At 72.5% G+C, this 25548-nt stretch carries 24 protein-coding genes; 14 read left to right on the top strand and 10 right to left on the bottom strand.

What is annotated here, in order from left to right:
- The first annotated feature begins 6 nt into the window (after positions 1-6).
- Complete coding sequence (gene hutI / locus ACFWU3_RS09450; protein WP_384433561.1) at positions 7-1176, top strand: imidazolonepropionase; 1170 nt, start codon at positions 7-9, stop codon at positions 1174-1176.
- On the opposite strand, the gene ACFWU3_RS09455 is transcribed toward hutI, so the two are convergent.
- Positions 1155-2021, bottom strand: a complete 867-nt coding sequence (locus ACFWU3_RS09455; RefSeq protein ID WP_384433564.1) for an NmrA family NAD(P)-binding protein — start codon at positions 2019-2021, stop codon at positions 1155-1157. The two genes, hutI and ACFWU3_RS09455, sit on opposite strands and share 22 nt — an antisense overlap.
- 74 nt (positions 2022-2095) lie before the next feature.
- Here ACFWU3_RS09455 and ACFWU3_RS09460 point away from each other — a divergent pair, with 74 nt between their 5' ends.
- Positions 2096-2785 carry an aspartate/glutamate racemase family protein gene (locus ACFWU3_RS09460; RefSeq protein ID WP_384433567.1) on the top strand — a complete coding sequence of 230 codons (690 nt, stop codon included), beginning with the start codon at positions 2096-2098 and terminating at the stop codon, positions 2783-2785.
- Between the two features lie 61 nt (positions 2786-2846).
- Here ACFWU3_RS09460 and ACFWU3_RS09465 read toward each other — a convergent pair whose 3' ends face one another.
- Genes ACFWU3_RS09465 through ACFWU3_RS09490 form a run of 6 tightly spaced genes read right to left on the bottom strand, consistent with a single transcriptional unit; the run spans position 2847 to position 8294 of the window.
- Positions 2847-4052 carry a cytochrome P450 gene (locus ACFWU3_RS09465; RefSeq protein ID WP_384433647.1) on the bottom strand — a complete coding sequence of 402 codons (1206 nt, stop codon included), beginning with the start codon at positions 4050-4052 and terminating at the stop codon, positions 2847-2849.
- A 26-nt stretch (positions 4053-4078) separates the two neighbouring features.
- Positions 4079-5410: a cytochrome P450 gene (locus ACFWU3_RS09470; protein ID WP_384433570.1), complete on the bottom strand. Its 1332-nt coding sequence runs from the start codon at positions 5408-5410 to the stop codon at positions 4079-4081.
- On the bottom strand, positions 5407-6063 hold the full coding sequence (locus tag ACFWU3_RS09475; RefSeq protein WP_384433573.1) for an ATP/GTP-binding protein: 657 nt from the start codon (positions 6061-6063) through the stop codon (positions 5407-5409). Before ACFWU3_RS09475 ends, ACFWU3_RS09470 begins: the two co-directional genes overlap by 4 nt.
- Positions 6041-6400, bottom strand: a complete 360-nt coding sequence (locus ACFWU3_RS09480; RefSeq protein ID WP_384433576.1) for a DUF742 domain-containing protein — start codon at positions 6398-6400, stop codon at positions 6041-6043. The genes ACFWU3_RS09475 and ACFWU3_RS09480 overlap by 23 nt, the downstream gene beginning before the upstream one ends.
- Positions 6397-6843: a roadblock/LC7 domain-containing protein gene (locus ACFWU3_RS09485; protein WP_313945935.1), complete on the bottom strand. Its 447-nt coding sequence runs from the start codon at positions 6841-6843 to the stop codon at positions 6397-6399. Before ACFWU3_RS09485 ends, ACFWU3_RS09480 begins: the two co-directional genes overlap by 4 nt.
- Complete coding sequence (locus tag ACFWU3_RS09490; protein WP_384433579.1) at positions 6840-8294, bottom strand: ATP-binding protein; 1455 nt, start codon at positions 8292-8294, stop codon at positions 6840-6842. The genes ACFWU3_RS09485 and ACFWU3_RS09490 overlap by 4 nt, the downstream gene beginning before the upstream one ends.
- A 346-nt stretch (positions 8295-8640) precedes the next feature.
- Between ACFWU3_RS09490 and ACFWU3_RS09495 the strand changes: the two genes are divergently transcribed.
- The 6 genes from ACFWU3_RS09495 to ACFWU3_RS09520 all read left to right on the top strand — a co-directional run bounded on the left by ACFWU3_RS09495 (position 8641) and on the right by ACFWU3_RS09520 (position 15504).
- Positions 8641-9711 carry a GNAT family N-acetyltransferase gene (locus ACFWU3_RS09495; protein WP_384433650.1) on the top strand — a complete coding sequence of 357 codons (1071 nt, stop codon included), beginning with the start codon at positions 8641-8643 and terminating at the stop codon, positions 9709-9711.
- 31 nt (positions 9712-9742) lie between these two features.
- Complete coding sequence (locus tag ACFWU3_RS09500; protein WP_384433581.1) at positions 9743-11068, top strand: glycosyltransferase; 1326 nt, start codon at positions 9743-9745, stop codon at positions 11066-11068.
- Positions 11069-11085: 17 nt separating this feature from the next.
- Positions 11086-11877: a polysaccharide deacetylase family protein gene (locus ACFWU3_RS09505; protein WP_384433584.1), complete on the top strand. Its 792-nt coding sequence runs from the start codon at positions 11086-11088 to the stop codon at positions 11875-11877.
- A 188-nt stretch (positions 11878-12065) separates the two neighbouring features.
- A complete protein-coding gene (locus ACFWU3_RS09510) occupies positions 12066-13994 on the top strand; it encodes a hypothetical protein (RefSeq protein ID WP_384433587.1) in 1929 nt (642 codons plus the stop codon).
- Entirely contained in the window at positions 13991-14392 is a 402-nt protein-coding gene (locus ACFWU3_RS09515) for a hypothetical protein (RefSeq protein WP_384433590.1), read from the top strand. Before ACFWU3_RS09510 ends, ACFWU3_RS09515 begins: the two co-directional genes overlap by 4 nt.
- A 26-nt stretch (positions 14393-14418) precedes the next feature.
- The gene (locus ACFWU3_RS09520) at positions 14419-15504 is read left to right on the top strand and encodes a glycoside hydrolase family 26 protein (protein WP_384433653.1); all 1086 of its coding nucleotides are present in this window, start codon (positions 14419-14421) and stop codon (positions 15502-15504) included.
- Here the strand turns inward: ACFWU3_RS09520 and ACFWU3_RS09525 are convergent.
- The 3 genes from ACFWU3_RS09525 to ACFWU3_RS09535 form a co-directional block, all read right to left on the bottom strand.
- Positions 15479-17677, bottom strand: a complete 2199-nt coding sequence (locus tag ACFWU3_RS09525; RefSeq protein WP_384433593.1) for a lipopolysaccharide biosynthesis protein — start codon at positions 17675-17677, stop codon at positions 15479-15481. The two genes, ACFWU3_RS09520 and ACFWU3_RS09525, sit on opposite strands and share 26 nt — an antisense overlap.
- Positions 17670-18851: a DegT/DnrJ/EryC1/StrS family aminotransferase gene (locus ACFWU3_RS09530; RefSeq protein WP_384433656.1), complete on the bottom strand. Its 1182-nt coding sequence runs from the start codon at positions 18849-18851 to the stop codon at positions 17670-17672. The genes ACFWU3_RS09525 and ACFWU3_RS09530 overlap by 8 nt, the downstream gene beginning before the upstream one ends.
- 170 nt (positions 18852-19021) lie before the next feature.
- Entirely contained in the window at positions 19022-19915 is an 894-nt protein-coding gene (locus ACFWU3_RS09535) for an RNA polymerase sigma factor SigF (RefSeq protein WP_356705572.1), read from the bottom strand.
- 328 nt (positions 19916-20243) lie between these two features.
- On the opposite strand from ACFWU3_RS09535, the gene ACFWU3_RS09540 reads away from it, so the two are divergent.
- From ACFWU3_RS09540 to ACFWU3_RS09565, 6 genes are all read left to right on the top strand, one after another.
- The gene (locus tag ACFWU3_RS09540) at positions 20244-20612 is read left to right on the top strand and encodes an STAS domain-containing protein (RefSeq protein ID WP_313945943.1); all 369 of its coding nucleotides are present in this window, start codon (positions 20244-20246) and stop codon (positions 20610-20612) included.
- A gap of 158 nt (positions 20613-20770) precedes the next feature.
- Positions 20771-21262, top strand: coding sequence for an ATP-binding protein (locus ACFWU3_RS09545; protein WP_384433596.1), 492 nt, complete (start codon positions 20771-20773; stop codon positions 21260-21262).
- Positions 21263-21427: 165 nt separating this feature from the next.
- Complete coding sequence (locus ACFWU3_RS09550; RefSeq protein WP_384433599.1) at positions 21428-22144, top strand: peptidase; 717 nt, start codon at positions 21428-21430, stop codon at positions 22142-22144.
- A gap of 3 nt (positions 22145-22147) precedes the next feature.
- The gene (locus tag ACFWU3_RS09555) at positions 22148-22987 is read left to right on the top strand and encodes a hypothetical protein (protein WP_384433602.1); all 840 of its coding nucleotides are present in this window, start codon (positions 22148-22150) and stop codon (positions 22985-22987) included.
- Positions 22984-24072, top strand: a complete 1089-nt coding sequence (locus ACFWU3_RS09560) for a neocarzinostatin apoprotein domain-containing protein (RefSeq protein ID WP_384433605.1) — start codon at positions 22984-22986, stop codon at positions 24070-24072. The genes ACFWU3_RS09555 and ACFWU3_RS09560 overlap by 4 nt, the downstream gene beginning before the upstream one ends.
- 14 nt (positions 24073-24086) lie before the next feature.
- Complete coding sequence (locus ACFWU3_RS09565; RefSeq protein ID WP_384433608.1) at positions 24087-25439, top strand: hypothetical protein; 1353 nt, start codon at positions 24087-24089, stop codon at positions 25437-25439.
- Positions 25440-25548: the final 109 nt, after the last annotated feature.

The following is a 25548-nucleotide window of genomic DNA, read 5'->3' on the forward strand; positions in this document are numbered from 1 at the left end:
GACCCCATGAGCACGCTCGTCACCAACATCGGCAGCCTCGTCACCAACGACCCCGCCCAGGGCGACGCCACCCCCCTCGGCCTCGTCCTCGACGCCGCCGTCGTCATCGACGGCGACCGCATCGCGTGGGTCGGAGCGGCCGCGGACGCGCCCGCCGCCGACGAAGCCTTCGACGCCGGCGGCCGCGCCGTGATCCCCGGCTTCGTCGACTCCCACTCCCACCTCGTCTTCGGCGGCGACCGCACCGCGGAGTTCAACGCCCGCATGTCCGGCCGCGCCTACTCCGCCGGCGGCATCCGGACCACCGTCGCCGCCACCCGCGCCGCGAGCGACGCCGCCCTCGAGGCCAATCTGACCCGCTATCTCGACGAGGCCCTGCGGCAGGGCACGACCACCTTCGAGACCAAGTCCGGCTACGGCCTCACCACCCACGACGAGGCCCGCGCCCTGCGCATCGCCGCGCAGCACACCGAGGAGGTCACCTACCTCGGCGCGCACATCGTCTCGCCCGACTACGCCGACGACCCCGCCGGCTACGTCGACCTGGTCACCGGCGAGATGCTCGACGCCTGTGCACCCCACGCCCGCTGGATCGACGTCTTCTGCGAGAAGGGCGCGTTCGACGGCGACCAGGCGCGCGCGATCCTCACCGCGGGCCGGGCGAAGGGCCTGATCCCCCGCGTGCACGCCAATCAGCTGAGCTTCGGCCCCGGGGTCCAGCTCGCCGTCGAACTCGACGCCGCCAGCGCCGACCACTGCACCCACCTCACGGACGCGGACGTCGACGCTCTCGCGAACGGCGGCACGGTCGCCACGCTGCTGCCCGGCGCGGAGTTCTCGACCCGGGCCGTGTGGCCGGACGCGCGCCGGCTGCTCGACGCGGGAGCCACTGTGGCGCTGTCGACGGACTGCAACCCGGGCTCGTCGTTCACCTCGTCGATGCCGTTCTGCATCGCCCTCGCCGTACGCGACATGGGGATGACCCCGGACGAGGCGATCTGGTCGGCCACCGCGGGCGGCGCCGCCGCCCTGCGCCGTACCGACATCGGCCGGATCGCGCCCGGCGCCCGCGCGGACATCGCGCTGCTCGACGCGCCGAGCCATGTCCATCTCGCCTACCGTCCCGGCGTGCCGCTGGTGAGCGACGTGTGGCGTCAGGGCGTCAGGTGCCGGTAGGCGTCCGGGTTCTCGGCCAGGTACCGGGCGAGGCTCTGCGCGGGACGCCCGGTCAGCCGCGGCACCGCGTCGGAGACCTCGGCCATCTCCCCGTTCGCGATGGCCTCGTAGGAGGTGACCCAGCCGGTCACCTCCCAGTCCTCGGCGCCGTATCCGGCGCGTGAGGCGTAGGCCGCCTGCCGGGTCTCGTCCTCGTAGCGGACCGTGCGGCCGGTGACGCGGCTCAGCTCGGCGGCCACCTCGGTCAGCGAGAGGGCCGCCGGTCCGGTGATGTCGTACGTCCGGCCGTCATGGCCCTCCCCGAGCAGCACGCTCACCGCCGAGTCCGCGATGTCGTCGTGGGCGACGGCCGAGACCCGCCCCTCGCCCGCGGGTCCGCGGATCACCCCGTCCGCCCCGGCCATCGACGCCAGTGCGAGCAGATAGAAGCTGTCGCGCAGGAAGGTGTGGCGCACTCCCGAGGCCCGGATGTGCTGCTCGGTGTGCCAGTGGTCGCGGGCGAAGGTGAACGTGGCGTCCGCCGCGGCGCCGAGGAAGGACACGTACACGATCCGGCCGACCCCCGCCGCTACGGCCGCGTCGACGGCGGTGGTGTGCTCCCGCACCCGGTCCCGCGCCTCGTGCGCGGAGACCAGGAAGAGGGTTCCCGTGCCCTCGCACGCACCGCGCATCGCCTCGCCGTCCCCGTACGGCGCACCGGGCGCGATCGAGGACCCCGCGATCCGTGGCAACCGCGCCGGATCCCGTCCCAACAGCCGCACCGCGGCGCCCTGTTCGGCGAGACGACGTGCGACACGGCCGCCGATGCGGCCGCCGGCTCCGGTGACGGCGATGACCTCAGACATGCCCTCCAGTGTCGGTCACCCCTGCCGGGGGCCGCAGCTCGCCCCGCCGCCCGCGGGGCTGGCACAGTGAAGCGATGAGGACCATCGGACTGATCGGCGGCATGAGCTGGGAATCCAGCGCGGAGTACTACCGGCTTCTCAACGAGTTCGTCCGCGAGAGGCTCGGCGGCCTGCACTCCGCCCGGTGCGTACTGCACTCCGTCGACTTCGCCGACATCGAGGAGCTCCAGGCCGCGGGGGAGTGGGAGCGGGCGGGCGAGATCCTCGCCGACGCCGCGAAGGGGCTGGAGGCCGCGGGCGCCGAACTCCTGCTGATCTGTACCAACACCATGCACAAGGTGGCGGGGCAGGTCGAGGCGGCTGTATCCGTCCCGCTGCTGCACCTGGGGGACGCCACCGCCGACGCCGTACGGTCCGCGGGCATCGGCCGGGTCGGGCTGCTCGGCACCGCCTTCACCATGGAGCAGGATTTCTACCGCGACCGGCTCGCGGGGCACGGGCTCGACGTCATCGTCCCGGACGCCGAAGGGCGCGCCCTGGTGCACCGGGTGATCTACGAGGAGCTCTGCCTCGGTGTCGTACGCGAGGAGTCCCGTACCGCGTACCAGGAGGTCATCGCCGCGCTGGTCGCGGCGGGCGCGGAGGGCGTCATCCTCGGCTGCACCGAGATCGAGCTGCTGATCGGGGCCGGGGACAGCCCGGTGCCGGTGTTCCCGACGACCCGGCTGCACGCGCAGGCCGCGGTGGACGCGGCGCTGCGCTGAGCGGGGCGCGGGGGCTGCCGGGCTGCCGTACCCGCTGGAACCGCGCCCCGGACCCGCCGTGTCAGCCCCCCGGCCGCACCGGGAGCTTCTGCACGCTGTTGCCCACGAAGCTGGCGTGGCGCGGCAGTTCGTCGTCGGGCACCGCGAGGTCCAGCTGCGGGAAGCGGGTGAACAGCTGCTCCAGCGCGATCGTCGCCTCCATCCGGGCCAGCGGCGCGCCCAGACAGTAGTGCGCGCCGTGGCCGAGGGAGAGATGCCGGGTCGCGGCGGTGCGCGTGATGTCGAAGCGGTCCGCGTCCGGTCCGTGCGCGGCCGTGTCGCGGCCGGCCGCCGAGTACCCGGCCAGCACCGGCGTCCCCTGGGGGATCACGGTCCCGTCCAGCGTGATGTCGCGGGTGGGATAGCGGAACGGGAAGAAGCTGACCGGGCTGTCCCAGCGCAGCGTCTCCTCCACCACGTCCGCCCAGCCCGCCTTGCCGGACTGCGCCAGCTCCAGCTGGTCGCGGTGGGTGCACAGGGCGCGCACGGCGTTGGTGATCAGGTTCAGCGTGGTCTCGTGACCCGCGATGATCATCAGCAGCAGGGTGCCGATCAGCTCCTGGCGGCTGAGCCGGTCGCCGTCCTCCTCGCGGGCCGCGATCAGCGCACTGGTCAGATCGGTACCGGGGTCCTGCATCCGGGTCGCGGCCACCGTGGCGAGGAGTTCCACCATCTCGCGGTTCGCGGCCATCGCCTCCTCGGGACCGATGGACGTGCTCACGACCTGGTTCGACAGATGGTGCAGCCGGTCCTGGTGCTCGGCGTCCACGCCGAGGAGTTCGCAGATCACGCCCATCGGCAGCGGCAGCGCGAAGTGGGTGCGCAGATCGGCGACCCCGCCGCCCGCCTCGGCCGCGTCGGCGAGGCCGTCGAGCAGCTCGGCGGTCACCGTGGCGATCCGCGGCCGCAGCGCCTCCACCCGGCGAGCGGTGAACGCCTTGCTCACCAGCGACCGCAGCCGCCGGTGGTCGTCACCGTCGGCGGTGGTCATCCCCTGCACGGTGGCGAAGGTCTTCAGCGGCCAGCCGTCGGGTATCTCACCGGCCTGGAGCGCGGCGAAGTGCGCGGCCCCCTTGGCGACGTCCGGCCGGGCGAGGAACTCCTTCAGTGCCTCGTGCCCCAGGACGGCCATGGCCGGGACGTCGCCGGGCAGGACGACCTCGGCGACCGCGTTCTCGGCGAGCAGCCGGGCGTTGGCCGCGTGCGGGCAGCCACCGGCCGGGTCCATGCGGTGCGGCGTGCTGGGGGAGGTGTTCAACGGGGCTCTCCTGACTGCGGGAAGGTCGGCGAGAAGGCCTGCTGCTCTGCGGCGGGGGACGGCGCGGACTGCGGCAGCTGCGGCTCGGTGAACCGCACCGGCAGCGCCGCCAGCCCCTTGCTCCAGGGCGACTTGATCCACCCCAGGTCCGACTCCGGTACGGCGAGCTCCAGATCGGGCAGCCGGTGCCGGATGGTGTCCACGGCGGTACGGGTGATCAGCCGGGCCGGGTCCTGCGCCGGGCAGGTGTGCGGACCCGCGCCGAACGCCAGGTGCGAGCGGTTGCCGGTCACCGGGACACCGTCGGGCGGCAGGACCTCGGGGTCCTGGTTGGCTCCCGCGAGGCCGAGGAGGAGCATGTCGCCGGTGCGGATGTGCTGGCCGCCGAACTCCAGGTCCCGGGTGGCGTAGCGGGCGGGGAAGTTCTGCGTCGGCGGGTAGCGCCACAGCACCAGGTCGAGCGCGTCGTCGACGCTCAGGTGCCCGCCGGTCAGCGAGGAGCGGAAGGCCGGGTCGCACAGCAGGATGCGCAGCGTGGTCGCGATCCAGTTGACGGTGGTCTGGTTGCCGGCCACGAACATCACCACGAGGTTGTGCAGCACCTCCTCGTCGGTGAGCCGGGCCGGGTGGTGGAGCAGGGACGAGGTGACGTCGTTGCCGGGCCTGCGCCGCTTCTCCTCGATGAGGCCCTGGAGGATCGTGTTCATGCGCTGGGCGGCGTTGACGGAGTCCGCGTTGGCGGCGACCATCCCGGCGATCGCCTGCACCAGCTGCTGGCCGGTCCGTTCGTCCAGGCCGAGGAGGCCGGTGATGACCTGGAGCGGCAGCTTGCGCGCGTAGTGCGGCACCAGGTCCGCCTCGCGGCGGTCGGCGAAGGAGGCGATCAGCCGCTCGGCGGTGGCCCGTACGCTGCGGCGCAGTTCGTGCCCGTTGATGCAGGCCAGTGCGTGCGAGACGGCGGAGCGCATCCGGCGGTGCTGCTGCCCGTCGGTGAACAGCAGCGCGGGCCGCCAGCCGACCATCGGCATGATCGGCGAGTCGAGCGGCACCCGCCCCTCGCGCAGCAGGGTCCAGCGGCGCGGGTCGTGCGAGAAGTCCTGCTCCTCGCGGGTGAGGCGGAGCAGTTCGCGGTGGCCGAGCACCAGCCAGGCCTGCATGCCGGGCGCGATGGTCACCGGCGCCACCGGGCCGTGTTCGCGGCGCAGCTTCTCGTAGAAGGCGGGCATGGTGTCGCCGTCGAGGTCCGGGCCGTACAGCGGGGTGGCCACCGGGCAGCGCCCGCCGGCCGGCGGACGGGAGGTGCCGGTGGGCGGGGGCGGGAGGGTCATGACGACTCCGTGGCGGCGTTGATGAGGTGGCTGACCAGAGCGATCAGCGCTCCGACCGAGGAGCGGGCGTCCCGGGCGTCGCAGGTGACCAGCGGGGTCTCGGGGAGCAGGTCGAGCGCTGCCCGCAGCTCCTTCTCGTCGTGCTGCGGGCTTTCCGGGAAGAGATTGACGGCGACGGCGAACGGCAGCCCGAGGTCCTCCAGATTGCCCAGGGCGTCGAAGGACGCCTCCAGGTCCCGGGTGTCGACGAGGGCCAGCGCGCCGAGCGAGCCCTTGGCGAGGTCCCGCCAGGCGGGCAGGAAGCGCGGCTGGCCCGGGGTGCCGAACAGATAGAGCACCAGATCGCCGTCGATCGTCATCCGGCCGAAGTCCAGGGCGACGGTGGTGGTCGTCTTGCCGCTGTGGACATGGGTGTCGACCCGGGCACCGGCCCGCGTCATCATCGCCTCGGTCGACAGCGGCGCGATCTCCGAGACCGTGCCGATGAGCGTCGTCTTGCCGACTCCGAGCGGTCCGACGACGAGGATCTTCGCGGCGCCCGCGACGCTGGGGGCGACGTACTTGCCCGGCTGTGCGACCGGGGGCGGGCCCGGGTGTCCCGCTGCGGCTCCCGGCGCCCGGCCCGGGGCGTCAGAGGCGGCTTTCGAGGCCATTGAGGACCTTTCTGAGCATGGTCACATCGGTGCGTTCGGCCGGCGGGACGGGCGGGCGGACCACGATCAGTCCCCACTCGACGAGATCGGACAGCAGTACCTGGACGACCGAGGGCGGCTGGCCGATGTGGGCCGCCACCTCGGCGACCGACAGCAGCCCCTGGCACTGGGCCAGGATCATGTGGTGCTCCGGCTGGAGGGACGCGGGAAAGGCGGCGTCCGTGGCCATCACGAGGGTCTCCCAGGACAGCGGCTCACCGCCGCTGTCCGAACGTCCCCCTGTGATCACATACGGGCGTACCGCCGATGTGGTCCGTTCCTCCGGGCGGTCGGTCATGACGAATCGGTCACCGGGTCCCGCGGCTGGCTGGCCAGGTGCGCGCCGATCTTCGCGACCAGCAACTGCATCTGCTGGGCGACCAGTCCGACGTCGGCACTCGGGTCGGTGGCCACGCCCAGATGCGCGCCGACGCCCGCGTGGGTGAAGAGCACGAAGCCGTGCTCGGACTCCAGCATCAGCTGGCGGACCCCGGCGCCGCCGCCGAACAGCAGCGCGGCGGTGGACCGTCCGGTCATCGTCATCGCGGCGCAGGCCGCGGAGAGCGCCTCGGCCTCACCCACGCTGAGCGAGGCGACGGGCCCCGAGAGGTTCTCCGCGGACGCGTGCCCGAGGCGCAGTCCGTCCTCGGAGACCACCACCGCGTGCCGGACGCCCGGGATCTCGGTGAGCGGTCGCAGCATCCAGCCCAGGTCGGGAAGTCTGGTTATGGTCCCGGTCACGGCCGGCCTCCATCGCTTTCGTCGTACGGGTCGGTTGTGGTGTCCTCCACGGCCGCGCGACCGCGGCGTGAACCGGAGACCACACTGGCGATCGACGCCCGCGCGGCCTCCGGGGTCCAGGCGGGACCGTCGGGTGCGGCCGGTGCGGGCGGCGGTGCCTGGAGGGCCTGTTGGGCGGCGGCCTCCACGGCGGCGCCGCGACGGCTGCGCCGGCGGGGCAGTGCCCCGGGCGCGGCATGCCCCTGGAGGGCCGCCTGTTGAGCGGTGCCGTGCGGCGATGTGTGGGTGCCGGCCTGGTCGGCGCGGGACACGGAGACGGTGCCCCGGTCGGCGAGGTCGGGGAAGTGCGACAGCGGCTCGGTCAGCAGCCGGTACGGCACGAAGGTCACCGCACGGGTGCCGCCGTAGGCGGACGCTCCCGTCAGCTCCACCTTGAAGCCGAGCTCCCGGCTCCAGCGCCCGACGCAGGCGAGTCCGAGGCGCGGCACCGCGCCGAGGTTCGCCAGGTCCATCTCCTCGCGCAGCCGGGCCTGGGCCTGGTGGAGGACGTCCGGCGGCATACCGAGCCCGGCGTCGTCGATCTCCACGACGGCTCCGGCGCCCACCTCGCGGACGGTGACGACGACCTGGGTGCGGGAGGGGGAGAAGACCGTGGCGTTCTCCAGGAGTTCGGCGATGGCGTGCATCAGGCCCTCGACCGCGGGCGGGACGACGTAGAGCGTCTGGCCGCCGTGCACGTCGATCCGGCCGAACTCCACGATCCGGGACTGTGCGCCGCGTACGCAGTCGTAGAGCGAGACCGGCCGGGTCTCGCGCCGGGCCGGCCAGATGCCGCACATCACCAGCAGGGTCTGCGACTTGCGGGTCATCTGGGCCGCCGCGTGGTCGGCCTTCATGACCTCGGCCATCAGCCGCGGGTCGTCGATGGTCTGCTCGACGCGGTCGAGCACCTGCTGCTGGACGGTGGCCATGGCGTGCATGTTGCGGGCGACCGACTCGAAGGCCGCCTGGACGGAGTCGCGCAGCGCCCGCTCGCGGCGCACGGCGTCGTCCGAGCCGAGCGCATCGACCACGGCCGTCAGCGCACGGGCGAAGTCCTCGCCGGTGTGGGCGGTGGGCGCGAGCGGTCCCGGCACGGTGTCCAGCCGCTGGCCCGTGCGCAGCCGCTCGGTGATCGCCGGCAGCCGGACCGCCGCGAGGTGGGCGATCTCGGCGCCGCGGGCGGCGGCGGTGCGCCGGTCCAGGTCGCGTCCCGCCCGCTCCAGCGCCAGCTGCCGTGACAGCATCACGGCCCAGGCGATCACCAGCACCGCGACGGCGACGCAGCCGCCGGCCAGGATCTGCCGCCACTCGGCGTCGGCCGCGGCCCGGCCGGTCAGCGCGGCTCCGGCGGCGGCGACGATCAACGCGACGGGCCACCACACCCCCGGCCCGGCGCCCGCCCGGCTCACCACGACGACCTCGAATCGGCGTCTTTGCAGACCACGACGTTGATCACGATCACGGAGCTGAGCCCTTCCAGGACACACAAAGCTCCCTAGGGGGGTCGGGAGCAGTCAGATCCTACGATCAACCGGTCCCGTTCGAAGCGCAGTTGGCCAATCCCCGCCACATTGGTGCACAAGCCCGCCCGTCACTCGGACATCGCACGTAACCTCACGGCCTGGAACTGCACAACTCCGTCACAAGATGGGTGATGCTCCCCGTAATGGGGGACTGGGCGCATTTGGACCGGTAGCGTCCTGTCCGGGGAAGTTCCAGGGGAGCGGCCGGGGGGTCGAGTTGAGCGGTGTACGCATTCATGTCGTGAAGCCCGAGGAGCTGGAGGAAGGGGAGGCGGAAGCCTGGCGTGAGCTGCGTGCCAAGACCGGCATGCCCGCCAACCCCTTCATGGAGCCGGAGTTCACCCTGGCCGTCGGCCGGGTGCGGCCGGGCGCCGGAGTGGCCGTACTGCGCGAGGACGGGGAGCCGGCCGGCTTCTTCCCCCACGAGCGCGGTCCGCTCGGCCACGGCCGGGCGATCGGACTGGGAGTGTCCGACTGCCAGGGCGCGATCCTGCGCCCCGGCCTGGAGATCACGGCCCGCGAGCTGCTGCGGGCCTGCCGGCTGTCCGCGTGGGAGTTCGACAACCTCGAAGCGGGCCAGCCGCTGTTCTCGCCCGGGGCGGCGGAGGAGTTCGCCTCCCCGGTCATCGACGTCGGCACGGGATACGAGGCGTACGAGGAGGAGCTGCGGGCCCGGTCGCCCAAGTTCCTCAAGACCACCCTGGCCAAGGAGCGCAGGCTCGGCCGGCAGGCGGGCGAGGTGCGCTTCGTCTTCGACGAGCGTGATCCGGCCGCGCTGCGCCGGCTCATGGAATGGAAGTCCGCGCAGTACCGCAGGACGGGCCGCCGCGACCGGTTCGCCAAGGACTGGATCAGCACCCTGGTGCGCGACCTCCACGGGACACGGACGCCCGGCTGCTCCGGTGTGCTCTCCGTGCTCTACGTCGCGGACCGGCCGGTCGCGGCGCACTTCGGCCTGCGGTCGCGGACGGTGCTGTCCTGCTGGTTCCCGGCGTACGACCCGGAGTTCGCCAAGTACTCACCGGGACTGATCCTGCATCTGCGGATGGCCGAGTCGGCGGCGGCGGGGGGCATCGGGATGCTCGACCTCGGCCGCGGCGACGCGGAGTACAAGGACGCGCTGCGCACCTGTGAACTGCTCGTCCGGGAAGGCTCGTCCGTCCGCCCCGGACCGCGGGCCGCGCTGTACCGGATCAGCCGCGAGCCCGGCCGCCGCGCCCACAGCTTCGTCCGCAGCAGGCCCAGGCTCGCCGGATACGGCCGGTCGGCACTGAACCGGCTGGCCCGGCTGCGCGGCCACTGACAGCGGGAGCACCCGGAAGCAAGGAAGAACGATGGACACCCACGTACCGCAGTTGCCGCCGATCCAGGTCACCGAACTGGACCTGGACGGCCCCGAGGGCGCCGTGCTGAGCTTCGGCCCCGCCCTGGACGAGGCGGAGCCCGCAGCCGAAGGGGACGTCTACGCCCTGGTCCGGCTGCGCGGCCGGCCGGTCGCCACGATCGTCTGTCACGTCCCGCCGGGCGAGGACCCCGCGACCACGGTGGCGGCGGCCGCCCGGGCGCACCTGAAGGGGGCCCGCCCGGCCGGGGACGACCCCACCGCGGGCCCCGCCGGGGACGACCCCACCTCGGGCCCGGCCGACGGTCCGCCACCGAGGGTCAGTGTCGTCATCGCGACCCGAGAGCGCGCCGATCAGCTCGCCCGCGCGCTCGACTCGCTGCTCGTGCAGGACCACCCCGACTTCGAGATCGTCGTCGTCGACAACGCGCCCGTCACCGGCGCCACCCAGGACCTCGTCGAGCACAAGTACGCCGGCCGCGTCCGCTACGCCCGCGAGACCGTGCCCGGCCTCGCGATCGCCCACAACCGCGGTGTCGCGGTCGCCGAGGGCGAGGTCATCGCCTTCACCGACGACGACGTCGTCGCCGACCGGCGGTGGCTCTCCGCCCTCACCGCGCCCTTCGCGGCCGACCCCGGCCTCGGCTGCACGACCGGCCTGATCCTCCCTGCGAAGCTCGGCACCCCCGCGCAGATCCTGCTGGAGAGCCACGGCGGCTTCGCCAAGGGCTTCGTGCCCCGGACCTACGACCCGGCCGACCCGCCCGCGGACGAACCGCTGTTCCCGTTCACCGCGGGCAGCTTCGGCTCCGGCGCCAACATGGCCTTCCGGGCGTCGGCGCTGCGCGCGATCGGCGGCTTCGACCCGGCGACCGGCACCGGCACCCCCGCCCGGGGAGGCGACGACCTCTACGCCTTCGTGAGCGTCCTCGCCGCCGGCCACCGGCTGCGCTACACCCCCGAGGCCCTGGTCTGGCACCACCACCGGGAGACCTGGCGGGACCTGACGAACCAGGCGTACGGCTACGGGGCCGGCCTCACCGCGTATCTCACCGCCCTGCTGGTGCGGCGCCCCGCGCTGCTGCCCGCACTGCTGCGGAAACTTCCCCGCGGCCTCGCCCACGCCCGCACCATCACCGCGCACCGCGACTCCGAAGGCGCCGTCGTGCCGGGGGCGCACGGCGCCCAGGACCACCCCTGGCCGCGCCATCTCTCGCGGCTGGAGCGCCGCGGCATGCTGGCGGGTCCCCTCGGCTACGCCAGGGCGCGCCGCCGGGTCCGAGGCGTACCGCTGCCCTGGGACCGCGAGAACCGATGAGAGGCGGTGGCGCGACGATGCCACGCATTCCCGTACTGCTCTACCACGCCGTCATGGACGAACCGCCGGACTGGATCGCGGAGTTCACCGTCACTCCGAAGGACTTCGAGGCGCAGCTCGACGCCGTCGTGGCGAGCGGCCGCACCCCGGTCACGATCGGGACGCTCGTACGCGCTCTCGCGGGCGAGCGACCGTTGCCGGACCGGCCCGTCGTCCTCACCTTCGACGACGGCTTCGCCGATCTGCCGGGCCCGACCGCCGAGGCACTCGCCGCCCGGTCGCTGCCCTCCACCGCCTACCTCACCACCGGGGCCATCACCCCGGGCCGGCACTCGCTGCTGCCGCCGGCGCCGATGATGACGCTCGCGCAGGTGCCGCTGCTGGTGCGGCACGGCATGGAGGTGGGCGCCCACACGGTCACCCACCCGCAGCTGGACACGCTGTCGCGGTCCCAGCTGCGGCGCGAACTGCTCGAGCCCCGAAGGGTGCTGGAGGACGTGCTCGGCCACGAGGTGACCCATCTCGCCTATCCGCACGGCTACAACAGCCGGGCGGTGCGCCGGGCCGCGCTGCGCGAGGGCTACGCCTCGGCGGTGGCCGTCCGGCACGCGCTGAGCTCCGAGACCGACGAGGCCTACCGCATCTCCCGGCTGATACTGCGGCGGACGCACACCACGGCCGATGTCGAGGAGTGGATGGAGGGCCGCGGCGCACCGGTCGCGCCCTTCCCCGACTCGTTCAAAACGGTCGGCTGGCGGTTCTACCGCCGTGCCCGCGCGACGGTCAGGGGGCCGGTCTTCGCGGGGTAGCCGGACGCGTCCACGGCCCCGCGCCCGGCAAGCGGCGGCGCGGTTCGCGGACCGGCGGCAGAAGCGGCGGACAAGAATCCGGGAGAGCCACGCAAACGTGAGATCTCTTTCTATACTTCGCCGATAGGGACAAGCGGCGTGACGGCCGCGACCACATTCGTGGGGGGAGTCGCACTGTGCGCCTACGCATGCCTGCACCGCTTACCGGGCGCAGCGTGCCGTCGCCCGCCCTGGAGACGGCAGAGGGGCCGCCGCCCGCCGACGCGGTCCGGACCACCACCAGGACACCTCCGGACCTGCTCCGGCCGGATCTCCTGTTCACCTGGCTGCCGCTGCTGGCCGGCCTGGGTCTGTGGCTGTTCGCGCTGCCGCGCATCGGGTACCGCACGATGGGCGACTACGGCCTGCTGGACCGGCTGCCGATCGCCTTCCATCTGTCGCTCCTGGTGCTGACCTGCGGCTTCCTGTTCAGTCTGCGCCGCGCCGGAACCGCACCCTGGTGGCCCGCGGCCTACTGCGTCGCGCTGCTGATCGCGCTCAAGGCGGCGCCCGCCCTGCTGTACGACTCGGTGCGCTACCCCTGGGCGTCCAAGCACGACGCGGTCATCACCCAGCTGCTGGCGAACGGTGAACTGCGGCCGGGCGCCGCCCTGTCCGGCAACATGTCGGCGTACGACCAGTGGCCGGGCTTCTTCTCCCTCAACGCCGCCCTGGTGCGGGTCTTCGGGGTGGACAGCGCGGCCGCCTATCTCAACTGGGCGCCGATCGTGCTCGGCCTGCTGGTCATGCCGGTACTGATCCTGATCTACCGCACCTTCACCGAGGACTGGCGGCTGGTGTGGACGGCCGTCTGGATCTTCCAGGTGGCCAACTGGGTCGGGCAGGACTATCTGGCCCCGCAGGGGTTCGCGTTTCTGCTGCATCTGACCGTGCTGGCCGTGGTGCTGCGCCACTTCGTGCGCCCCGGATCGGCGGGCAGGCTGCGCGACCGTACCTGTCTGGATCCGGTGGCGGCCCCGGTGCCGCCCCCCACCGGCGTACGCCAGCGGGCCGTCTGCATCGCGATCCTCGCCCCGCTCATCGTCGCCATCAACGCCTCCCACCAGCTCACACCGGTGATGCTGTGCGCCTCGCTGCTCGCCCTCACGCTCACCCGCCGCTACCGCAACTGGGGGCTCCTCGCCGTCGCCGGACTGCTCATGCTGGTCTGGGACCTGACGATGGGGCGGCCGCTGTTCCTGGAGACCCTGCGCACCCTGCGCGACTCGCTCGGCGAGCTGATGCAGAACTCCCGCGCGGGGTACGCCGGTGAGCTGACCGGGCCGGGGCCGGAGCTGGCGGGGCTCGCCAATGTGCTGATGGTGCTGGCGGTCGCCGCGCTCGCGGGCATCGCGGTGCTGACGCGGCGCAAGCTGACCCGCAGCGCACTGCCGCTGCTGCTCGTGTCGGCCGCTCCGGTGCCGCTGTTCGCCGTCAACGACTACGGCGGCGAAATGCTGTTCCGCGTCTACCTCTTCGGGCTCCCGGGCGCGGCGTTCTTCGCGGCCGCCGCGCTCGTCCCGCCCGTCGCCGGCCTGCGCCGACCGGCCACACGGGCCCATCTGATCCGCCGCAGGGTCACGGCGGTGGCGCTCCCGGTGGTGCTGGTGGCGCTGGTCGTGGGATTCCTGCCGTCGTACTACGGCAAGGAGAGGATGTACTACACGCCGCCCGCCGAGACGGCGATGGTCACCCGTGCCATCGACCGCGCTCCGAAGGGCGCGCTGCTGCTCGCCACCACCGGCTCGTTCCCGCAGGCGCTGCACCGCTACGACCAGGTCGAGCACTGGTTCTTCGCCGAGCAGGAACTCCCGGAGAACGAGAAGATGCTGAAGGATCCGGCGGGCTATCTGGCCGCGGGCATCCCCCGCGGCACCGAGGCCTTCGTCCTGCTCACCCGGACGCAGGACATCTACAGCGCAGGCGAGGGACTTCTCCCGGCCGGCGGCTTCGCCACGCTGCGCTCGCGCCTGGAGGCATCACCGTTGTTCAGGGTCGTGGAGCAGCATCCGTACGGCGTCTTGCTGGAGTACCGGCCGCAGGGCCCTGGGACAGGAAGCGGGGGGACCGTCCGATGAAGGCGGAAGAGCACCGGCTCAGAGTGGCGGTGGCCCTCTCGGGCTGGGTGGCCCTCGCGGCGACGGCGCTGCCCGGCGGTTCGCCGCTGCGCTGGATCCCGGCGCTTCTCTTCGTCTGCTTCGGGCCGGGCTTCGCCGTGCTCCATCCGCAGCCCGCACGGCTGCGGTCGGGCGCCCGGCTGGAGGCGTTCGCGCTGGCGGCCCCGATCAGCCTGTCGCTGGGCGTGCTGACCGCCACCTCGCTGTTCCTGGTGGAGGCGTTCTCGGCCACGGCGTTCATGGTCTCGCTCGCCGCGTTCACGACCGTGGTCGCCGCGCTGCCCGGGCTGCCGCTGCCCGCCGCCACCCAGGGGGCGGCCGAGCGAGTGAAGCGCAAGCCCGCGACGGGTGACCGGTGAAGGGGCGCGCCGTGCCCCGCGGGCAGATGTACACGGCAGCCGTCCTGATGGTCGTGGCGCTGCTCGTCGCCGGGATCGCCGTCTGGGGCGGGGACGAGGGCACGACGCCCGGGAAGAGCGGGGACCTGCCTGCCGACGCGGCGTCCGGCCCGTCCCCGACGGGGAGCTGCGCGTCCGACGAGCGGCTGGTTCCGGGGTGCGGTGCCTGGTGGGGCGCCTACATCCCGTACGACGAGGACGGCTCTCTCGCCGAACCGGTCCTCGCCTTCGAGAAGAAGATCGGCCGCAAGCTGGACCTCGTCTACACGTACCACGACATGTCGGGGAACAAGGTCGACGGCGAACTGCTCACCGAGGACGAGCAGCGGCTCGGCAGGGAGCGCATGCTCATGCTGGCCTGGGAGTCCACGGTGTGGACCGAGCGCCATCACGAGGACTACACGGAGACCCAGCTCGGCTGGAAGAACATCGCCTCCGGCAAGCACGACAAGGAGATCATCGACCCGCAGATCCGCCGTCTCAAGGCGTACGGGAAGAAGGTCCTCTTCTCCTTCGACCAGGAGGTCGACGCGCGCATCAAGGAGGGCGCGGGCACACCCGCCGAGTACGTCGCCGCCTACCGGCACCTCTACCAGCGCTTCCAGGAGCTGGGCGCCGACAACGTCGTCTGGGTGTGGACGGTCTCCGGGTACCTGGGCAGCGCCGACGTGATGAAGCAGCTCTACCCGGGCGACTCCTACGTCGACTGGATCGGCATGGACCAGTACAACTACTTCGGCTGCCACGACACCACCGACTGGAAGACCTTCGAGGACAGCCAACGGCCCACCTACGACTGGCTGCTGGAGAACGTCTCGGCGAAGAAGCCCCTGATGATGGCGGAGTTCGCCACCGCGCCGGACCTGGACGACGCCGACCGGCAGCGCGGCTGGTACACCGAGATCCCCGAGGTCATCCGGACGATGCCGCGGGTCAAGGCGATGGTCCACTGGAACCGGCCCACGTCCGAGGAGCGCAAGTGCGACCTCACGGTCAACGAGGGACCGGCGCTCGAGGGTTACCGCGAGGCCGGTCTCGACAGCTGGTTCAGACAGCCGGTCCCGACCCGCTGACCGCCCGGCGCCGCAGGGCCGCCCACAGGGCCGTGGCCGCGTAGAGCCCCGCGAATCCCGCGAACACCGGCTGAGCCGCCCCGGCCACGGCGTCCTGCGCCGCCCACCCGGCCACGGCCAGCAGCCACACCGCGACCGCGATGACCCGGCCGTCCGCGCCCGCCGTGCGCAGGGCCGCCGCGGCGAGCCCGATGCAGAGCAGCTGGACGACGACGGGCAGCGTGGTCAGCACACCGGCGGGACTGTCCAGTCCGGCCGCCTCCGCGAGGAAGTCCGCGTACGCACCGAACCACGAGCCGGCCGCGGGCTCCGGCCGGATGCCCAGCAGCAGGGGCGCGGTGTGCAGCGCGGCGACCGTCACCACGAGGACCGTGCCGGTCAGCACCGGCCGGGGCCGCTGGAGCGCGACGGCGGCGACGTAGACGACGACCAGCAGAATGCCCGCGGTGAGCGTGACCGGGGGCAGCGCGTCGAGCAGTTCGCCGTCGTGCAGATGGCGCCGGCCGAGGTCCTCGGCGCGGGCGAGCGGCACCCAGAAGAGACCGGCGGCCATCCCGAGCCACAGCCACAGCCACTGGGTGAGCCGGTCCTCCGCCCCGTCGGCGGCGGACGGCCGTTCGTCCGCGGGCTCGGGGACGTACACGGGGAAGCCGAACGCGGGCGTCGCCGTGTCGTGTCCGCTCGACACGTAGGCCGGGCGGGCGCCGTACTCCCGCTCCTCCAGCGCGGCGCGTTCACGGCGCTCGGCGGCCCTGCGGGCCCACTCCGTCCCGTACTCCAGCGGCTCCGCGCCGCGCCGGGTGCGCAGCAGCCGGGCGAACCGGGAGGGCTTCGGGTCGCTGCCCGACAGCGCGGCACGCAGCCCCGGCGCCGACACCACGGCCATCAGCGTCATCGACAGCAGCATCGCCCAGCCCGCGCCGGCGATGCCGACGGGCGTCAGCAGCACGGCCGCGCTGCCCAGCACGAGGGCGCACATCATGCCCTGGAGGGCCGCGAGCACGCCCGTGCGTCCCTGGACCCGCAGCACGCCGATGTAGAGCTCGACCGCGACGCGCGGGAGCGCGGCGGCCGCGAGAAGGCGCAGGACCGTCGTGCCGTGAGTGGCGTACTCCTCACCGAAGGGGGCGAGGATCTGCGGGGCGAAGACCACCAGGAAGAGCACGACGGGCACGAGCAGCACGGTCATCCGCCGCAGCGCTCCGCGGACGCCCGCGGCGAGGGTCTCGGGGCTGTGCGAGGCGTGCGCGGTCAGTGAGGAGGCCATGTTGATGGCCATGAACTCCATCGTGCCGCCGACGGTGTACGCGATGTAGAAGAAGCCGTTGTGCGTGGCGTCGAAGCGGACGGCGACCATCACCGGCAGCAGGTTGATCATCGCCAGCGAGAACAGCGAGCCCACCGAGTCGCCGGCCAGGAACCGCCCGATCTCCCTCGCCTTCGGCGGCTCGCGGTCGCGGTCGGCCGCGACCTGCCGGGGGATGAGCCGGCGGAAGATCAGGCAGGCCAGCGGCAGCACCGACAGGGCGATGGCCGCGCCCCAGGAGACGAAGATCCCCAGCACGGGCAGTGTCGTCGCGAACACGGCGAGCAGCAGCAGCTTGCCGATGGAGAAGACGGCGTTGCCCACGGGCACCCAGAAGGCCCTGCGCAGCCCGGTGAGCACCCCGTCCTGAAGCGTCAGCAGCGCCCATCCGACACAGGCTGCCACGAAGAAGATCCCGGGGCCGAGGCCGCCGAGCGGCGCGTACGACGGCCCCCACAGGTCGAGGGTGAGGAGGAAGGCGACCGAGGCCACGCACACCACGAGCGAGCTGAGCGCATAGGCCCGCCACACCAGCGGTCCGGTGGCGCGCCCGGCCCGGGGGACGTAGCGCACCACCGCGCCGATCATCGTGGTCGCCGTGATGGACGCCAGCAGGCGCATCGCGGCGATGGCCGCGGAGCCCTGGCCGACGGCCTCCTCGGTGTAGTAGCGCGCCGAGACGAGCCAGAAACCGAGGCCGAGAGCCGCGGAGACGCCGGTGGAGAGCATCAGCGCGTAGGCGTTGCGGAACATCGAGTCGCCGCTGGAGGTGTCCGCCGGCGACGCGTCCGTCCGGTCCGCCTCCGGTGCGCCGGGAACGGCGGAGCCCTGGGGCTGCGGCTTCCGCAGTCGGGTCGTGTCAGACACCGGTCCCGCCCTGCATGGCGGGCCGTGCCGGCACGATCCGGGCCGGCGGCCGCACAGGACGGCTGCCCAGTTCGTCGAGGACCTCCAGCGCCGCGTCGGCCCGCAGGGGATCGACGGGCAGGGCGTGGCGCGCGAACCAGGCCGCCCCCTGCGGTGTGGGCGAGGGGTCGGTGAAGCGCGGCCCCGCGTAGGTGTCGAGCGGTGGGTCGTAGAGGTAGCCGACGGTGATCCGGCGCCGGGCGAGCGCGGCGACGGCGGCGTCACGGTCCTCGACGAGCAGCGGCACCCGGAACAGTGGCTGGACGGGTCCGGGGCGCGGCAGCGCCCAGCGGGAGGCGGACAGGGTGCGGACCCCGGCCCGGTACGCGTCGAGCAGTCCGTCGAGCCGGTTCAGCAGCCGATGGGTGCGGCGCAGCCGCAGCGGGCCGGGTGCGAGCCGGTAGTCGTGCATGTCCACGCGTATCCAGGAGGTGAAGTCCGCGAGAGCGGGTGCGGTGGTCAGTGCCTGCTCCAGTTCGCCGGGCCGCAGTGCCATCCGTATGCCCTCACGCTCCTCACGCCCCGTCAGCCGCAGGGTGGCGCGGGCCGCCCCGACGAGCCGGAGCCCCCGCACGGCGGCCTCCGCGTAGGGTCTCAGCCCGTAGGCCAGCTCCGCCACCGGTCCCGATAGATCCGTCAGCTCGTCGCGGGCCTGTTCGAGCGCGGACCGCCGGGCCGGATCGGCGATCGCGAGGAACCCGCCGGTCCCGGCGCCGGTGTGCTTGGAGAGGCTGAAGACGGAGGCCTCGCCGAAGGTTCCGACCGGCTGCCCGCCGACCGTGCTGCCGATGGCGTGCGCGGCGTCCTCCAGCAGGGGGATGCCCAGCCGGTCGCAGTGCTCGCGCAGTCCGGGAGCCTGGTCGGGATTGCCGTAGAGATTGGTGGTCAGCACCGCGGACAGCCCCTGCCACGCGGCATCGGGCACGGCCGCGACGTCGATCGAGCCGTCCTCGGCGCGCAGGGGTGCCTGTACCGGCCGCAGACCGGCCGCGAGCACCACGAAGAAGATCACGTCGTCGTTCACGGGTGACATCAGCACCCGGCCGCCGGGCCGGCACCAGTGGCGCAGTGCCAGATAGAGCCCGAGACGGCATGACGGCACATACAGACATTCCCTGCCCAGACGCCGGCGCATCAGTTCTTCCAGTGGTGCGTACGCCGCAGGACAGCCCTCCCCAAGAGCCATGGTTCCCCCCATTTACCCCGCGCTCAATGTGGACCAATCAGGATGGCCCCGTCAATAACGGGGAAGGGCCCATTCCTTGAGGAATGGGCCCTTCGCGGGTCGTTTCGGCGGGGTCGCCCTCACTCGTCGAGAGTCAGGCCCTTCCGGAGCTTGACCAGGGTGCGGGAGAGCAGCCGGGACACGTGCATCTGCGAGATTCCGAGCTCCTCGCCGATCTCCGACTGCGTCATGTTGGCGACGAAACGGAGGGAGAGGATTTTACGGTCCCGTGGGGGAAGGCTTGCGATCATCGGCTTCAGCGACTCGACGTACTCGATGCCTTCGAGTCCGTGGTCCTCGTAGCCGATGCGGTCCGCGAGCGCCCCCTCGGAGTCGTCCTCCTCGGGCTGGGCGTCCAGCGAGCTCGCGGTGTACGCGTTGCTCGCGGCCATGCCCTCGACGACCTCGTCCCGCCCGATGCCGAGCGCGGTGGCGAGTTCGTCGATCGTGGGCGCGCGGTCCAGGCGCTGGGAGAGTTCGTCGCCCGCCTTCGCGAGGTCGAGGCGCAACTCCTGGAGCCGGCGCGGCACGCGCACCGACCAGCTGGTGTCACGGAAGAAGCGCTTGATCTCGCCGACGATGGTCGGCATGGCGAAGGTGGGGAACTCCACGCCTCTGCTGAGTTCGAAGCGGTCGATCGCCTTGATCAGGCCGATGGTGCCGACCTGGATGATGTCCTCCATCGGTTCGCTGCGGGAGCGGAACCGGGAGGCGGCGAACTTGACGAGCGCCAGGTTCAGTTCGACGAGCGTGTTGCGTACGTACGCGTGCTCGTGGGTGCCTTCTTCGAGGCCTTCGAGGCGCCCGAAGAGCGTCTTGGACAGCGCTCGTGCGTCCAGCGGGCCCACTTGGTCGAAGGGCGGGATCTCGGGGAGATCCTCCAGGCCTTCGAGGGGCCGGGACGAGTCGCCGGTCGTTTCGGGAAGTGTCGACGGCGCGGTGGGGGTACGCGAGGCGTCGAGCCGGGGTGACATGGTCTCCTCCATCGTTCTCGGCGTATGGCCGCCGAAGCCCATACATGCGCTGCGGTGTGCGGCGCCTCCAAAGCCGGTCGTGGGTCGTTGTGTCTGTACTAGGCCTACCCGCTCCCCAGGGGCAGTTGCAAGTACCAATTATTCCGTATGTCGGATTTGTCAGGGAGTTCCGGTGGCTCCGTGGCGTAAGGAAGGCGTAGTCTTCCGCCCAGGTCGCGCCGTCGCCCGACGGCGCGATGATGCTGGGTGCGGTACGGCGTGCGGAGCGGCAGTGCGCGGCGTGCGCCCAGTGATGACACGGTGAACGACACGGCGAAGAGGGACGGGCATGGACCGCGGGACGGTCGGCAGCGCGAATCGGGGCCGGCTTCAGGTCGAGGTTCGGACCGAGGGCCGAAGTGAGGTAGTCAAACCGGCGGGTGAGTTGGATCACCACACCGCCGATTTGCTGCGCACTCCCCTGGAGGAGGCGCTCGCCCGAGGACGCTCACGACTGGTCATCGACTGTTCGGAGCTGGAGTTCTGCGACTCCACGGGTCTCAACGTCCTGCTGGCCGCGAGGCTTCAGGCGGACGCGGCCGGCGGAGGGGTCCACCTGGCGGGACTGCTGCCGGTGGTGGCGAGGGTGCTGGAAATCACCGGCGCAGAGGCGGTCTTCACCGTCCACGAGTCGCTCGACGCGGCTCTCGCCGACTGAGACGCAGACCACTGTCGTCCGTGTCGGACAATCCGCTGTCGGCGTAGTACGTGTTGTCACGAGTCGGCAGGGCAGGAGAACCCCGCAGACCGTCGGCCACCCGGCACTCTGCGTATGGAAGCACTAGCGAAATGGTGAATCGGTGAGGTGAAGCGCTGATGAGCACCACCCGGCAGCAGCCGCCGGGCGACCTCGGCCCCGAGCCCGAAGGCGCCACCGGCGCTGCCTCCGCGGTTCCCGGCGCCCCGGTGCGCACTCTCGCCCTGGGCTCGGCCAGCGGGATCGTTCCCCTCGCCCGTGATTTCACGCGCCAGGCGCTGTACGACTGGGGCTGGCTCCCCGCGGCCACGGCCGACCGGCGGGCGGCCGCCGAGGACGTCCTCCTCGTCGTCTCCGAACTGGTCACCAACGCCTGCCTGCACGCCGACGGCCCGGAGCAGCTGACCGTCGCCAGCGACGGCAAGGTGCTGCGCCTCGAAGTCACCGACCGCGGCGGCGGCCAGCCCGCGCCCCGCACCCCTCACCGCGCCGGACGGCCCGGCGGCCACGGCATGTTCATCGTCCAGCGGCTCTGTCTGGACTGGGGGGTCGTCCGGACACCGGATTCGGCCGGCAAGACCGTGTGGGCGGAGCTCGCGGCGCCGTCCTAGGGGCGGCGCCCTCCCGGGTGCACCGGCGTTTTTTGAATCTCTTGTGGAGCACGTCAATACGGCGTGCTCTTTGTCTTCCCTCCCCAAGGTCCCAGGCGTACCTTGAGCGCCCGATCTGATGTGTCGTCAGTAACTTGTGGCGACTTCCGGCCGAGGGGACTTGAGGTGAGGTACCAGAAACGGACGGCACTCGCGCTGGCGGCTGCGGTGGCGGGACCGGTGGTGCTCATGGCCGCCCCCGCCGCACACGCCACCGTCGTGGACGTCGACTACCAGTGCCAGACGCCGATCGGCCCCAAGGGCGCGGTCTCGCCGATCGACATCAAGGCGGTGAAGAGCGGCGGTGGCTACCGGCTGACCATGTCCTTCCAGAAGGGCGTCTCCTCCAGCCCCGTGGAACTGGGCAAGGGCGCGATGAACCCGAGCGCGCTCATCAAGGTGGGCGGAGCGGGCGAGGGGACGGTCTCGGTGTCCGGCGCGTCCAACGCCGCGGCGATCCCGGCCAACACCCCCATCAAGATCAGTGACTTGTCGGGCACGTACACCCCGAAGAAGAGCGGGAAGGTCACCTTCACCGCCGGGGTGCTGACGATCAAGGCACTCGGTACGACGACGACCTGTACGCCCAAGAACAATCCGCGGCCCTCCCTCGAACTCGACGTCACCGCTGCCGGCGGCTCCGGGTCGAACGGCGGCTCGGGATCGGACGGCGGATCCGGGTCGAACTCGCAGGCCACACCGTCCGGCGGCGACGAACTGCCCCGGACCGGCCCGCTGGACTCCGCGACGGCGCTCGGCACGCTCGGCGGGACGGTGCTGCTGTCCGGTGCGGCCGGCGTGCTGTGGCTGACCCGGCGCGGTGGCCGGCGGACCGCGGGCTGACCCGTGACGGCACGGCTCCTCGCCGCGCTGCTGGCCGGACTGTTGACGCCCGTCACCGCGGTGGCGGCGGACGGCCCGGCCTGGACGGCGACGCCCGGGCCGGGCGGGGACCGGCCGTACATCTACGCCGAAGGCGCGCCCGGCTCCGTGCTGGAGGACACACTGGCGCTGACCAACCCCGGCAGGGAACCGCTCACCGTACGGCTCCGGGCGGACGGGGAGGGCGGCCGGATCGTGCTTGCCGCACCCTCCGTCACGGTCCCGCCGCGCACCCGCGCGGAGGTTCCCCTCTCCCTCACGGTCCCGCCGGACGCGGTGCCGGGCGACCACCGAGCCGCCGTCACCGCGTCGTCGGGCGGCCGTGAGTCGCGCGTACGGATCCATCTCCGCGTCAGCGGGCCGCTGTTGGCCGCCCTCACGGTCGAGGACGTCTCCGTCTCCGGCGGCACCGTCCGCTACACCCTGGTGAACCGGGGCAACACCGTCCTCTCCCCGCGCGTCACGATCACGGCGGACGGCCTCTTCGGAGAGGTGCTGCGCCGCACCCCGGATGGCCTGCCCGCCGAACTCCTGCCCGCCCGGCGCGTCACGCTCACCGAGAAGTGGCAGGACCGCCCGGCGCTGGACGCGGTGGAGGTCCGCGTACGGGCCACGGCCGCGGGTGCGCCCGCGGCACACGGGACGGCGTCGGTGCGGTTCGTGCCCTGGGCGTGGTGCGCGTCCGCACTCGCCCTCGGCGCGGCGGCGACCGCGCTGTGGCTGCGTCGCCGTCGCGCCCGTCCCCCTGCCCCGGAGGACGAACAGGCCACCTCAGACCGGCAGTTGGCGAGGTCAGGAGCATGACGATGGACGAAGCCGGCCGCCGGCGCGGAGCTACGAGCAGGGCCCTGGCACTGCTGCTCGCCCTGGTTCCCCTGCTCCTTCTCCTGCCGGCGCCCACCGCCACCGCCGCCGACCCCGGTCCCCGTGTGGCGGTCTCCCGGCAGCAGGCCGGCAAGGGCGGCGACATCACCGTGAGCGGCACCGGCTGGCGGCCCGGAGCCCTGCTCATGCTGCTGATCTGCGGACAGGCCACCCCCGCCAGAGGCGTGATCGGCGGCACCAACGCCTGCGCCAACGCCGAGGGCCGCGCCGTCACCACCGACTCCAAGGGCGTGTTCAGCAAGAAGATGCCGGTCGCCGAACCGCCCAAGCCCTGCCCGTGCGTGGTGCACGTCGCCACGGTGACCGGTGAACAGGCCGCTGTGGACGCCGTGTTCGCTGTCGCCGGACACCCCACGGCACCCCTGCCCAGCGAGACGACCGGCGGCAGGCTCGCCGTGCTCGCCGCGACCCGGCTCGAAGGCGAATCCGGCGTGCTCGTCTTCTTCGGCGCCCCGCCTTCCCGCCGGCTGGAGTTCACCGTCGGCAACCTCGGCACGGCGCCGGTGAAGGACCCGGTGTTCCGGATCGGCACCGCGCACGGCGTGTTCGCGCCGCAATGGGAGGAACAACAGTGGCGCGGCACCATCGAGCCGGGCCGCAAGGTGCAGGTCGAACTGCCCGTCCAGCTGGCCGCCGGAGCCCACGGCGACTACGAGATCTCCGTTACCTACGGCTCGAAGGTCATCGTCGCGCAGCCGTGGGGAGTGGGCCGTCCCTGGGGCGTGACCCTCTTCTGGGTCCTGCTGGCCGTCGTCGTCCCCGCCGCCGTGTTCCGTATCGGCATGGCCGTCGTCGACCGGCTCCGCCCGCGGGGCGGGGGCCGGCACCGCACCGCGGACCTCACCGTCCGGCTGCCCGTCCCGCGCCTTCCCGGCTCCAGGTCCCGAGGCGGGACACCCCCGGCCCCCACGGAGGCCGGCACCACGACCACCACGGCACTGCCGTGGTTCACACCTGACTCCGCACCGTCAGAGAACCGACCCACGACGAAGGGACATTCGTGAGCACGCAACGGAGGATGAGTGCGGCGGGAGTCGCGCTGATGCTCGGCGGCGCGGGGATCCTGCTGGCCGCGAGCCCCGCCCAGGCAGCCGAGGTCTCGTACGCGACCGAGTGCATACCACCGCCGATCTCCGGCCTCCCGCCGGTGCAGGGCACCACCAAGGTGCAGATCACGGCGCCCGCCGAGGCCAAGGTCGGGGACGAGGTCGAGGTGGTGTGGAAGACGGTCGAGGCCGCGTCCAAGAACCCGGACGTCCTCGACCTGGAGAAGGACACGGTCAAGCCGACCGGCACGATCACGATCGGCGGCGCGGCCTCGGGCGAGCTGAAGATGGAGGGACCGCGCCAGAACCCGCCCATCCCCAAGAACAGCCCGATGGTGCTGCCGGACATGAAGGCCAAGCTGAAGCTGGAGAAGGCGGGCGACATCACGCTGACGCCCGGGGCGTACAACATCAACGTCTCCAAGCCGCTGTCGACGGACACGAAGTGCTCGCCGAAGGCGGCCGTCCAGCCCGGTGCCACGATCAAGGTGACGGAGGGCGGAGGCTCGACGACCGGAGGGACGACGACCGGAGGGACGACGACCTCGGGCGGGACGACGACAACCGGCGGCACGACCACGTCCGGTGGGACGACGAGCGGCGGCACCACCTCCGGCGGGACGACCTCCGGAGGTACGACGTCCGGCGGCACGGGCGGCGGCGGTGGCCAGACCGACTTCGAGGGCAAGGAGATCAGCGTCGCCTACGCCTGCAAGACGCCCATCGGCGACAAGAACGCCGTCTCCCCGGTGCAGATCAACGCCAAGAAGAACGGCGGCAGTTACGACCTGACGGTCAAGTTCTCCAAGTCCGTCATGGACAGCCCCGCCGACATCCCGGCGAACTCGGTCAAGCCGTCCATGGAGGTCAGGCTCGGCGGCGCCGACAAGGGCACCGTGCATGTCGAGGGCCCGTTGAACAAGGATCCCATCAAGTCCGGGGAGCCCATGACGATCCCCGACATGACGGGCACGTACAAGCCGGGCGCCACGGGTAAGGCGACGCTCGCTCCCGGTGTCTTCACGGTGAAGGCGCTCGGTACGACGACGACCTGCACCCCGCCCGGCAATGTCGCGTTCTCCCTGGAACTCGACACCGCGGCCCAGCCGGGCGGCGCGTCCGGCGGCACGTCCTCGGGCGGCGCCGCGTCCGGCGGAGCGGGCAGTGCGGGAGGCGCGGGCACGAGCGGCGGCCTGGCCCAGACGGGTGCCGAGGACAACGGCGCGCTGCGCGCCCTGGCACTGGTCGCGGGCACGGTGATCCTGCTGGGCGGTGCGGTGTTCACGTTCACACCGTGGCGGAGGCTGCGGGGTCTCTCCCGCTGAGGGGCTGTCATACGGGAAGGGCCGCCGCGCCCGATCGGGGGGGGGGCCCATGCCCGCGCCGGGGCGGGGGGTGCGGACCTCGGCCCATAACAACGATGACGTAGTGGGG

It is taken from the genome of Streptomyces sp. NPDC058685 (assembly GCF_042714725.1).
GTDB lineage: Bacteria > Actinomycetota > Actinomycetes > Streptomycetales > Streptomycetaceae > Streptomyces.